Source organism: Tibeticola sp., assembly GCF_022759015.1.
Lineage (GTDB): Bacteria > Pseudomonadota > Gammaproteobacteria > Burkholderiales > Burkholderiaceae_C > Tibeticola > Tibeticola sediminis.
The window spans coordinates 1-10785 of sequence record NZ_JAEMQB010000141.1 but is presented as its reverse complement, the minus strand read 5'-3'; the positions used below and the strand labels follow the sequence as shown (position 1 = coordinate 10785).

General features: G+C 65.1%; 10 protein-coding genes. 8 read left to right on the top strand and 2 right to left on the bottom strand.

Going from position 1 to position 10785, the window contains the following annotated elements:
* The first annotated feature begins 178 nt into the window (after window positions 1–178).
* Window positions 179–982: an SDR family NAD(P)-dependent oxidoreductase gene (locus JHC36_RS09090; protein ID WP_287918396.1), complete on the top strand. Its 804-nt coding sequence runs from the start codon at window positions 179–181 to the stop codon at window positions 980–982.
* 22 nt (window positions 983–1004) lie between these two features.
* Here the strand turns inward: JHC36_RS09090 and JHC36_RS09085 are convergent, their stop codons facing one another.
* Window positions 1005–1799, bottom strand: a complete 795-nt coding sequence (locus tag JHC36_RS09085) for a tyrosine-protein phosphatase (protein ID WP_124223406.1) — start codon at window positions 1797–1799, stop codon at window positions 1005–1007.
* A gap of 442 nt (window positions 1800–2241) precedes the next feature.
* Entirely contained in the window at window positions 2242–4128 is a 1887-nt protein-coding gene (locus JHC36_RS09080; RefSeq protein ID WP_287918393.1) for a 3'-5' exonuclease, read from the bottom strand.
* Window positions 4129–4539: 411 nt separating this feature from the next.
* Between JHC36_RS09080 and JHC36_RS09075 the strand changes: the two genes are divergently transcribed.
* The 7 genes from JHC36_RS09075 (at window position 4540) to JHC36_RS09045 (ending at window position 10233) form a co-directional block, all read left to right on the top strand.
* Window positions 4540–5367: a lytic transglycosylase domain-containing protein gene (locus JHC36_RS09075; RefSeq protein WP_503007020.1), complete on the top strand. Its 828-nt coding sequence runs from the start codon at window positions 4540–4542 to the stop codon at window positions 5365–5367.
* A gap of 223 nt (window positions 5368–5590) precedes the next feature.
* The gene (gene glyA / locus JHC36_RS09070; RefSeq protein WP_287918391.1) at window positions 5591–6838 is read left to right on the top strand and encodes a serine hydroxymethyltransferase; all 1248 of its coding nucleotides are present in this window, start codon (window positions 5591–5593) and stop codon (window positions 6836–6838) included.
* A 63-nt stretch (window positions 6839–6901) separates the two neighbouring features.
* Window positions 6902–7351, top strand: a complete 450-nt coding sequence (nrdR, locus tag JHC36_RS09065; RefSeq protein ID WP_287918389.1) for a transcriptional regulator NrdR — start codon at window positions 6902–6904, stop codon at window positions 7349–7351.
* Window positions 7352–7443: 92 nt separating this feature from the next.
* Window positions 7444–8076: a GspH/FimT family pseudopilin gene (locus JHC36_RS09060; protein WP_287918387.1), complete on the top strand. Its 633-nt coding sequence runs from the start codon at window positions 7444–7446 to the stop codon at window positions 8074–8076.
* 17 nt (window positions 8077–8093) lie between these two features.
* Window positions 8094–8579, top strand: a complete 486-nt coding sequence (pilV, locus tag JHC36_RS09055; RefSeq protein ID WP_287918385.1) for a type IV pilus modification protein PilV — start codon at window positions 8094–8096, stop codon at window positions 8577–8579.
* Complete coding sequence (locus JHC36_RS09050; RefSeq protein WP_287918383.1) at window positions 8576–9676, top strand: prepilin-type N-terminal cleavage/methylation domain-containing protein; 1101 nt, start codon at window positions 8576–8578, stop codon at window positions 9674–9676. Before pilV ends, JHC36_RS09050 begins: the two co-directional genes overlap by 4 nt.
* Window positions 9677–9681: 5 nt before the next feature.
* Window positions 9682–10233 carry a pilus assembly PilX family protein gene (locus tag JHC36_RS09045; protein ID WP_287918382.1) on the top strand — a complete coding sequence of 184 codons (552 nt, stop codon included), beginning with the start codon at window positions 9682–9684 and terminating at the stop codon, window positions 10231–10233.
* Window positions 10234–10785: the final 552 nt, after the last annotated feature.

Sequence of the window (10785 nt, the reverse complement as noted above, 5' to 3'; positions counted from 1 at the left end):
CAGTTCGATGATCTCGTCGCGAAAGCGCGCGCGGCCGTCGACATCGGTGTAGAGCACGGTGCGGGTGATTTGGGGCATGGGAAGGTCTCCGTCGTGAATCAAAGTGTGGATGTTCGCATGCACGCCCCGCGGGCGCGCCGCGCGAAGGACTGGTTCAGCGTTGCCCTACCATGACCGCATGGATCAAACAGCGCCCCCCCCCTCTGCTTCTTCGTCCATCTGTTTCGGTCTGCAGGGCCGCGTCGTGCTCATCACCGGTGCGGCGCAAGGCATCGGTGCTGCGTGTGCGCGCCGCTTTGCGCGTGAAGGCGCGCAGCTCGTGCTCCTCGACGTCGATGCCGCGCGCAACGAGGCGCTGGCGGCCGAGCTGGGCGCGCTCGCGCTGCGCTGCGACGTCGGCGCCAAAGCCGAGGTCGACGCCGCCGTGGCCGCTGCGCTCGCGACACATGGCCGCATCGACGTGCTGGTCAACAACGCGGGCATCTTCAAGGCCGCGGATTTCCTCGAAGTCACCGAAGCGGACTTCGACGCGGTGCTGCGCGTCAACCTCAAAGGCTCGTTCCTGATGGGGCAGGCGGTGGCGCGCGCGATGGTGCAGACCGGCACCCGCGGCGCCATCGTCAACATGAGTTCCGTCAACGGTGTGATGGCGATTCCGAGCATCGCCAGCTACAACGCGAGCAAGGGCGGCGTCAACCAGCTCACGCGCGCGATGGCGCTGGCGCTGGCCGACCACGGCATCCGCGTCAACGCCGTCGCACCCGGAACCATCGCCACCGAACTCGCCGCGCAGGCGGTGCTCACCAGCGCCGAAGCCCGCGCCCGCATCCTCTCGCGCACGCCGATGAAGCGCCTGGGTACGCCCGAGGAAGTCGCGGAGGTGGTCGCCTTTCTCGCCAGCGACGCGGCGAGCTACATGACCGGCGAAATCGTGACTGTGGACGGCGGGCGGTTGGCGTTGAACTACACGGTGCCGGTCTAGCATTTTTGACAGTCTTTTGCGCCTACCCCGGCGTGAACTGGTCTTGCGTAGCTATCATTTTTGATTCTTCCAAAGGCGCCTGCAAATACATCTGCGCAAGCCGCTCGCGCGCTGCGGGTGTGAGCGCGAGCGCACGGTTCAGGTAGGACTCCAACCCGCCGAAGTCGCGCTCGATGGCTTCGAAGGCCGCATGCAGAAAATCCTCCTGCACCTGCCAAAGCACGCGCAGCACCTCATTCGGGGCACTGCCCGCATACGCTTCGGGCATGCGGTAGTGGTGGTTGGTCAGCAAATAGTCGTGCATTACCGTCTGGCGCGGCACCCCAAGCGCGAGCAGCACCAAGGCAACGGCAAAACCGGTGCGGTCCTTGCCGGCGGTGCAGTGCACGACCGAGGGCAGGTCGCGCTCGAGCAAATGGGCGAACAATTCGGCAAAGCGCGGCGAGTTGTCGGTGACGAAGGCGCGATAAGTTTCCTGCATCAACCGCACCGTGTGCGCCGCGGTGAGCGACTCGCCGCGCGCACGCAATTCCTGCAAGCGTTGCACCACCGTGGGCTCGATCGGCAGGGGCTGCACCCGCACGCCTGGCAGCGCGTAAGGCTGCGCAGCGCGCTCCCGCTCGCCCCGCAGGTCGAAACTGCGCCCCAAACCCAGCGCCTGCAACCGCGCCACATCTTCAGGCACGAGCGCCCCGAGGTGGTCTGAGCGGAACAAGCGCCGCCAGCGCAACACGCGTCCATCGACCGTGCGGTAGCCGCCAAGATCACGAAAGTTGCTCGCCCCACGCAGGGGCACATGTCGATCAGGATGATGCATCGCACAGAAGTTAGCAGGAAACGGGCCAAGCATTCGCTTGATCCTTCCGAAGTCTGCCCGCCGATCGTGACACTTGGGCAACGCTGAATCCGTTTCCGCGATGGCGCGCGTGGGGCTTCTTCAGCGTCGCGCTTGGGCGTCGAAGCCTGTGTGCCCGCGCTGCCGCCTGGATTTTCCCTGGCGCGCGCCTCATCTTTGTGCATCCAGGCAGGCAAATGCCCGTTCTTGGGCACAGTTTGGCGCACTTCGGTTCCAATACGCCCATGCCTTTACCTTCACCCCCCACACAAAAGCTTCGCCCCCAAGGGCGCAAACCCGCTCCCGCTTGGCAAGGCCCCTTGGTCCGCTGGGCGACCGATTTTTCGATGAATGCGCCGCGCTGGCTGCCGACGTGGCTGCGCCACGCGCCCATGAAGGCGATCTCCTACGCGCTTCGGGTTTACTACAAAGGCTGGGACTGAGCGCCGGCGTCTTTCACGGCCAGCGCCTCGAGTGCGTTGCGCACGCGGTCGACGATCGGTGAGGCCCCTGCGGCGGAAAGCACCAGGCGGTGCGTGGCGCGGGTCATTCCGACATAGAGCAAGCGGGCGGCCTCGTCCAGCGACTCCTCACGCGCGGGCATGCGGTGCAGGCCCACGATCGCAACGAACGGAAACTCCAAGCCCTTGGCGCTGTGCATGGTGACGAGCTTGGCCGCGGGCGCGGCCCAGTCGAAGTGGCGGAAGTCGCTCCCGCCCATCGATTGCAGCGCAATGCCCCGACGGTGCAGCTCGCGCGCCACGGTGTTGAGCTGCGCCTTGGTGCGTGCGAGCACAGCCAGGTCGCCCAGGGCGAGGCCGTCGGCCAGCGCGGCCTCGACCTGCGAGGCCACAGCCGCGGCCTCTTCGGCTTCGCTGGCCACCTCGATGAGCCGTGGCATGGGGCCGCGGCGGCCCGCGCTGGCCGGGGGGACGCAGGGCACGGCGTCCTCGTCGGCACCGGCGCGCTCGTCGTCGAGCAGGCCTTGCGCACAACGCAGCGCCAGCGCCAGGATTTCCGCGGTGTTGCGGTAGTTCAGCCGCATCACGCTGGTGCGGCCGCGGGCCTGGATGCCGAGCTTGGCGAAGCTGAAGCTGTGGCGCGACTTCTGGTAGATGCTTTGCGCGTCGTCGTAGAGCACCAGCAGCGCATTCGTCGCCGGGTTCACCAGCCGCGTGGCCATGCGCAACCAGGCGTCCTCGAAATCATGCGCTTCGTCGATGAGCAGCGCGCTGTACTGGCCGCCGGGGACCAGCCCGGTTTCGACGCTGCGGCTCACCGTCGCGGCCAGCGTCTCGAAGTAGGCCTCGCCGCGCAGGTCGGCGCCGACCTCGAGCTGGTAGCTGCGCACCATGTCGTGGCACCAGGCATGGAAGGTGCGCACCACCACCGTCTGCTCGCTCACGCCGCGCTCGCGCAGCACGAAGCCGATGCGCTCGGCCAGCGCGCGGTTGTAGCAGAGCACCAGCACCGGCTGCTCAGGCCGCGCGGCGGCGGCGAGCTGCTGCGCGCGGAAGATGAGGATCATGGTCTTGCCCGAGCCGGCCGGGCCGTGGATGACGCGGTGGCCCTCGCCCAGCGTGCGTGCAATCTGCTCCTGCTGCAAGTCCATGACCTGCATGAGGTCGGGCAGCGGCGCGAGGGCAGGGCTGCCGTCGTCGAGCGCGAGCGCTTGTTGCGCCTGCACGCGCACCTCGGGGAAGAGGTGCCAGCGCACGCGGTCGCGCTGCGGCAGTGACAACGCAAACGGAAACGTCAGGACGAACATGCCCCAGAGGCGCTTCTCGAAATCGTAGGGTTCCACATCCTCGGCGAGGTCGTCGCGCAGCAGGGTCTTGTGCTCGGGGAAGACCTCGGCAAAGTCGCTGCCCTCGATCTTGCGGCGCTCTATTTTCGAGAGCACGCAGCCCCAGCCGTAAGGCACGCGCGACTTGCCACGAAACGGCCCCTCGTCGTGCACGAGCACGGGGTCGCCTTGCAGCACGTCGTTGAGTTCAAGCGCGTAGGTGCGTGCCTGCACCAGCGGATGCGCCACGGTCTGCAGGCCGTGCGCGGTGGCCAGCTCCACCCGGTCGCGCGTGGCGCTGCGCAGGCTCGAGAGCGCCCAGTGCTTGACCTCCAGAATCAGCAGGCCTCGGCGCGGGCTGAACACCACGAAGTCGGGCTGGCGCTGGCGCGGCCCCACGGGCACGTCGTGCCAGACGAGGTAGTCGTCGCTGAGGCAGCGCTTGAGCTGGTGCAGCACCGCGCGCTCGCCGGCGTTGTCGCAGCGGCGGTCGATGGCGCTCAGGCCTTGGGGAAAAACAGCCATGGAACGAACAGCAAGGCGGATGCAATCACAGATCCAATCATGCCAGCGTCCGAGGCGACGCACGGGTACGCGGGTGCGCGAGCGCGTGGGCGCTCAGGCAGGCAAGCCACCCCAGGGTCACGACCCTGGGCACGATCAAAACCAAGGCTGGCCGGAGCTCTTTAATGTCTTTTGGATTCTTAACTCTTTATTCTTTAGTATTGACTAGGCATGAAGTCGACTCCTAGAATCTGCGCCAACCCATCCCACCTAGGGACAACCCTAGCCGCTGCCGCCCGTCGGCCCCGGCGCTTCCGAGACCAGCCGTCGCCCCGACGCGCGACGGAATGCGCCGCCAACCCATCCCAACGGGGTCACGCCTGACCGTCCTCGTGACGCACGGCCCCGCCCCGCGAAGAAAGGAGTGAAGAAATGACAGCGCTGGTAAACACCACCCCCGACCTGCGTCGCCTGGCCCAAAGCCTCACGCAGATGATCTTCAAACTCACCCACAATGGCTTCGCCCTCGTCGGCGTTGCCGTGGCCTGCATCGCCATTGCCCTGATCGCCCGCCCCGATTTGCGCGAAAGCGGCGAAGCGCAGCTCATTCAATGGGTGCAGGAGCGCCTCATGGCCCAGCAGCCCGAAGACGCCGATCCGTCGGCCATCGAGCGCGCCACGGCCACCGACCCCAAGGACCTGCCGCGCGAGCAGGCGGCCGTCGCCTACTGGCTGAGCCGCAAGTACCGCGTCGCGCCCGAGCCGATCAGCGCCCTGGTTGCCGCGGCCTACGAGGTGGGCCGCAGCGCCAAGCTCGACCCGACGCTGATCCTCGCCGTCATGGCGGTGGAATCGAGCTTCAACCCCTTTGCCCAAAGCCCCGTCGGCGCCCAGGGCCTCATGCAGGTGATGACGCGCGTCCACGCCGACAAATATCAAAATTTCGGCGGCACGCTTGCAGCCTTCGACCCGGTCACGAATTTGCGCGTAGGCGTCAAGGTGCTGCAGGAATGCATCGCCCGTGCGGGCTCGGTGCAAGGCGGCCTCAAACTCTACGTGGGCGCCGGCAACGACGACAACGACAGCGGTTACGCTGAGAAAGTGCTCAGCGAGCACGCCCGTCTCCAACAAGTGGCCAAGGGCCGCGTCGTGCCCATCGCCCCGCCGCAAGCCATCGCCGCCACGAACAGCCGCCCGGGCGCCGCGCCTGCGGCGAGCGCCTCTGACCTGGGCGCAAGTCACACTGGCCTGGACGGTTAATCACCACGCTTTCAGCTAAACTGCGCCCCGTGCGCAACTGGCGATAGGCGCCGCCTGCCCCTCGAGGGAATCTGGCGCCGACGTGGACCCCGGGGCTGCCTGACTGCAACCCCGACAACCACGGGGAAGCGCACCGCGCGGCCGAACGGTTTGCGTGTTTTGCCGTTCGCCTGGGCAGCCCTTGTCGCCGCGCAAGGACCATTTCCTCAAAGGACTGCCATCCATGTACCACCGCAGCCAGCTCATCGCACAAACCGACCCCGAACTCTGGGCCGCCATCGAGGCCGAAAACCGCCGCCAAGAAGACCACATCGAGCTCATCGCGAGCGAGAACTACGCCTCGCCCGCCGTCATGGCCGCACAAGGCACACAGCTCACCAACAAATATGCCGAGGGCTACCCCGGCAAGCGGTACTACGGCGGCTGTGAATACGTCGACATCGCCGAACAGCTCGCCATCGACCGCGTCAAGCAGCTCTTCGGCGCCGAAGCCGCCAACGTGCAGCCGCACTGCGGGGCCAGCGCCAACGAGGCGGTGTTCCTCGCCTTCCTCAAGCCCGGCGACACCATCATGGGCATGAGCCTGGCCGAAGGCGGCCACCTCACGCACGGCATGGCGCTCAACATGAGCGGCAAGTGGTTCAACGTCGTCTCCTACGGCCTCAACGCCCAGGAAGAAATCGACTACGACGCGATGGAGCGCAAGGCGCACGAAACCCGCCCCAAGCTCATCATCGCCGGCGCCAGCGCCTACAGCCTGCGCATCGACTTCGCGCGCTTTGCCAAAGTGGCCAAGGACGTCGGCGCCATCTTCATGGTCGACATGGCGCACTATGCCGGCCTGATCGCCGCGGGTGTCTACCCCAACCCCGTGCCGCATGCCGACGTGGTGACCTCCACCACGCACAAGAGCCTGCGCGGCCCGCGCGGCGGCATCATCCTCATGAAGGCCGAGCACGAGAAAGCCATCAACAGCGCCATCTTCCCCGGCCTGCAAGGCGGCCCACTGATGCACGTCATCGCCGCCAAGGCCGTGGCCTTCAAGGAAGCGCTGCAGCCCGAGTTCAAAACCTACCAGCAGCAGGTGGTCAAAAACGCCCAGGTCATCGCCGAGACCCTCACGCAGCGCGGCCTGCGCATCGTCAGCGGCCGCACCGAAAGCCACGTCATGCTCGTCGACCTGCGCGCCAAGGGCATCACCGGCAAGGAAGCTGAAAACCTGCTGGGCAGCGCCCACATGACCATCAACAAGAACGCCATCCCCAACGACCCCGAAAAGCCCATGGTCACGAGTGGCGTGCGCATCGGCACCCCGGCCATGACCACCCGCGGCCTCAAGGAAAACGAAGCCCGCCAGACCGCCCACCTGATTGCCGACGTGCTCGACAACCCGCGGGATCCGGCCAACCTCGAGGCCGTGCGCGCCAAGGTGGCAGCGCTCACCGCGCGCTTCCCGGTCTACGGCGCTTGATGCCCGGCGCCGGCTGCGCCCGCCGCAGCCAGCGCCCCCGCGTCTGACCCCGACCCTCCTGCCATGAAGTGCCCCTACTGCGGCCACGCCGACACCCAAGTGGTCGAAACCCGCGTCTCGGAGGACGGCGACTTCATCCGTCGCCGCCGCCAATGCGCGGCCTGCGGCAAGCGCTTCACCACGTATGAGCGGCCGGACCTGAGCTTTCCCGCCATCGTCAAGAAAGACGGCCGCCGCACCGACTACGACCGCGCCAAGCTGCGCGCGTCATTCGCGCTGGCGCTGCGCAAGCGCCCGGTCAGCACCGAGCAGATCGACGCCGCCATCGAGCGCATCGAGGAAAAACTGCTCGCCTCTGGCGCCCGCGAAACCCCCTCCGCCCGCCTGGGCGAGCTCGTCATGCGTGAACTCAAAAAACTCGACAAAGTCGCCTACGTCCGTTTTGCCAGCGTCTACCGCAGCTTCGAAGACGTGGACGACTTCCGGGCCTTGGTGGACGAGGTGAGGCGGTAGGGGGCGCCGGGCTTGCCTCGGGCCGACAAACGGTCGAAGAGGCGCGATGAGCGGCAGGAACCGCGTGGCAAGGTCGGTCTACACTTTGACACATGCGGTGCTCTTCTTTTCAGCTCCCCTTGCAGCGGCCCCCGTGTCGTGCACAGTCGGGCCTCACCCTCATCGAATTGATGGTCGCGGTCAGCCTGCTGGTCATTCTTGCGACGCTGGCTGTTCCCAGTTTCCAGCGACAGATCGCCGCTGCCAACGTGACGAATGCCTCGAATGAATTGCTCGCTGCGGCGTCGCGCGCGCGGACCGAGGCGATCCGCATCGGGCAGCGGGTGACCGTCTGCAAAAGCAGTGATGGCAATCAATGCGACACCACGAGTTCCGGCTGGCAAGTCGGTTGGATTACGTTCGTCGACCCGGTGCGCAGTGCCACGGGCTCAGCATCGGTCGACACCGGCGAAACCATTACGTACAAGGTCAGCGCGCTCACGGGCGTGAGCATCCTTGGCAACGGTGACATGAGCAACTATTTCTCATACGCCGCTGATGGGCAGGCGAAAACCATGAACGGCGCGTTTCTGACCGGCACCATCCGAATCTGCAGTCCATCGTCTGCGCTCGATGATGACCATCGGGCGCGAGATCTGTGCATTTCCAAATCCGGGCGTGCGGTACTCACAACGCCCACGGGGATTGCCGCCAGTTGCCCGGCGCCCTCTTCTTCGGGCTGTTGAGTGAAAGACGAACAACCATGCACGAGTTCACTCGATCCACCAGTTGTCAGCGTGCCTCCAAGCATCAGCGCGGCGCCACGCTGATTGAGATCTTGGTCGCTGTGCTCATCCTGAGTTTTGGTTTTTTGGGCATGGGTGCCCTGCAAGCCAGAGCGATCAAAGGCAACATCAGCGCAGGCCAGCGCACACAGGCCACTTACCACGCCCAATACATGCTTGACGTCTTGCGCGTCGATCGGGAGCACGCCCGCGGGGGCGACTACAACACCGGGAGTTCCCATGTCTGCGACCCCACAGCGTTCGGCACGGGCAGCCTCGCCAACAATGCCCGGACCCAGTGGCTCACGCTGGTGAAGCAGACGATGGGGCGCCCGAACGACACGACGACCTGCGCACAGATTCAATGTGATGCCGATTACAACTGCACGGTCACGATCGAATGGGACGACAGCCCAGCCGGGGGCCTCGCCAATCAAACCGTCGTCTTGAGCTCACGGGTATGAAACCAACGCACGCCGCATGGCTGACCTTGAACGGAGGCCGCCGACGCCCGCAGAGGGGCTTCACCATCGTCGAACTGATGGTGGCCCTCGTGCTCGGCCTTGTGTTGGTGGGTGGATTCATCAATATCTTCCTCACCAGCGGTCAGACCATGCGCACGAACCAGGGCCTGTCGCGGATCCAAGAAAACGCGCGTTTTGCGGTGGAAATGCTGGCGCGAGAGATCCGAGAGACCGGCCAAGTGCCTTGTGGATCCACCCTTTCCGCCAATGTCATCCGCGATGCGTCGGGCGGCACGCCCGTGATTCCCTGGTGGGCCAGCACCTACAGCGGTTTCGTCCAGGGCTACGACAACACCCAGGATACGCCGGGGATCAAGGCGTTCGGCACGAACGTGGCCGACCGCATCAGCAATACCGACGCCATCCTCGTGCTGCGCCCCTCGAGTAACGAGGCCGATATCCAGCGACTAGCCAGCCACGATCCTGCCACTACGAGTTTCACGACAGCCACATCCATCACCGCCGCCATTCGGGATCGCTACTACTCTCGTCCCTCCCTGGTCTGCGATGGGCGCAGCGCGGCGCTTCTACAGATCGGCGCCGCAAGCGTCAGCCTGGGTGAGTTCGATTACGGCACGGCCACCTTGAACTGCAGCACGAACCTGGGCAGCGCTAACGACGCCTGCACGACCACCAGCGCGAAAACCTTCGCCGCCGGGTCCTTACTCACGGTCTGGGACCCCGCTTTTTGGTATGTGGGCCACAACAACCGGGGTGGGCGCTCTCTGTACCGGGCGGGCATTACGGTCAAGGCCAGCACCGGTGAAGTGCAGTCCGACATTCAAGAGATGATCCCGGACGTGCAAGACATGCAGATCGATTACCTCACCCGCAACCGAGACGCCGGAAACGTGCTCGCCACCGATTGGATCCCTGCGTCAGATCCCGCGCTGGCCACTTGGACCTCAAGCACCGCGGAAGTCGTGGCGGCGCGCATCACACTGACCCTGCAAAGCCCAGACGCCGTTGGCGCTGATGGAAACCCCTTGACGCGTACCTTCGTCGTCGTCGCTTCGATCCGGAACCGGGAGCTTTGACCGCCATGCCCGCTCGCTCAAGCCGCACTCCTGCGTCACGCGCCCGCCAGCGTGGTGTGGTGCTCATCATCAGCCTGATTCTGCTGGTGGTCATGACCTTATTCGGTCTGCTCGTGGTTCGAGGCATTGCCAATGAGGAGCGCCTCTCGGGCTACGTCTACGACCGCGCGCTCGCCCTCCAGGGCGCTGAGGCTGCGCTGCGCCAAGCCGAAGCCGCCATCGAAACGCTCAAGCCCCAACCCACATCCGGCTGCAGCGACTTCACATCCGCCCCCACCACCGTGCATGTCTGCGCCGCACCCGCGGCCACCGACACCCCACGCTGGCTGGACACCAGCTTTACCGACTGGGCAACGACCACCGCCGTGGTCTCGGGCTCGCTCACCGTGACGCCGACGTACTTCGTCGAATACCTCGGCGACACCTTTCCGTGCAGTGCGAGTCCCGATTGCTCATCCCAGCCCTGCAACTGCCTGCGCTACCGCGTCACCGCGCGCGTGGGCGGAGCGGGCCGCTCGCAAGTCATGCTGCAGTCCGTCTACGCCACCAATCCCTGAACACCCTCACCCATGCTGAAGCAGGAGTTCCCGATGAAACCGCTCCCTTGCCCAGCCCTCATCCGCAATGGCCTGCTCATCGTCGCCTGCGCGCCTGGCTCGCCAGTCAGGCCGTGACTATCCCCAACACGCCGGTGTCCGTACCGCAAAGCGCCAAACCCATGGTCATGCTCGTCTCGGGCGCGCGCAAGCGATGCTGCAGTCAATATACACAACAGGGTAATAGCAACCAATGATGAAGCTACTCAAGACAACCAAGGTACTCACAGCAGTTGCATTGGGGCACATGCTTCTCACTCCACTACCCGCCATGGCTGATGTTGTCGGTAGGATTACCAACGTCAATACAACCACACGCAGCATAGAAATTGATGGTATTGGCTACAGCGCCCTGCTGATGTGAAAGTTACAAAGCGAAGCGGTAAGCATATTTAGCAAAAGCAAATCAGTGATTAAAAAAGGCCAATTCGTTGAGTTCAAGAACCGTGACCTCATGCTTCTGCGTATCGAAGTTTTAACGCAAGAGGTAGATATGCCGATCACAGCTCCTAT

What these genes read in the sequence shown, in the direction of transcription:
- JHC36_RS09090 (WP_287918396.1), top strand. Translation starts at nt 179, where the DNA reads ATGGATCAAACAGCGCCCCCCCCCTCTGCTTCTTCGTCCATCTGTTTC.
- JHC36_RS09085 (WP_124223406.1), bottom strand. Translation starts at nt 1,799, where the DNA reads ATGCATCATCCTGATCGACATGTGCCCCTGCGTGGGGCGAGCAACTTT.
- JHC36_RS09080 (WP_287918393.1), bottom strand. Translation starts at nt 4,128, where the DNA reads ATGGCTGTTTTTCCCCAAGGCCTGAGCGCCATCGACCGCCGCTGCGAC.
- JHC36_RS09075 (WP_503007020.1), top strand. Translation starts at nt 4,540, where the DNA reads ATGACAGCGCTGGTAAACACCACCCCCGACCTGCGTCGCCTGGCCCAA.
- glyA (WP_287918391.1), top strand. Translation starts at nt 5,591, where the DNA reads ATGTACCACCGCAGCCAGCTCATCGCACAAACCGACCCCGAACTCTGG.
- nrdR (WP_287918389.1), top strand. Translation starts at nt 6,902, where the DNA reads ATGAAGTGCCCCTACTGCGGCCACGCCGACACCCAAGTGGTCGAAACC.
- JHC36_RS09060 (WP_287918387.1), top strand. Translation starts at nt 7,444, where the DNA reads ATGCGGTGCTCTTCTTTTCAGCTCCCCTTGCAGCGGCCCCCGTGTCGT.
- pilV (WP_287918385.1), top strand. Translation starts at nt 8,094, where the DNA reads ATGCACGAGTTCACTCGATCCACCAGTTGTCAGCGTGCCTCCAAGCAT.
- JHC36_RS09050 (WP_287918383.1), top strand. Translation starts at nt 8,576, where the DNA reads ATGAAACCAACGCACGCCGCATGGCTGACCTTGAACGGAGGCCGCCGA.
- JHC36_RS09045 (WP_287918382.1), top strand. Translation starts at nt 9,682, where the DNA reads ATGCCCGCTCGCTCAAGCCGCACTCCTGCGTCACGCGCCCGCCAGCGT.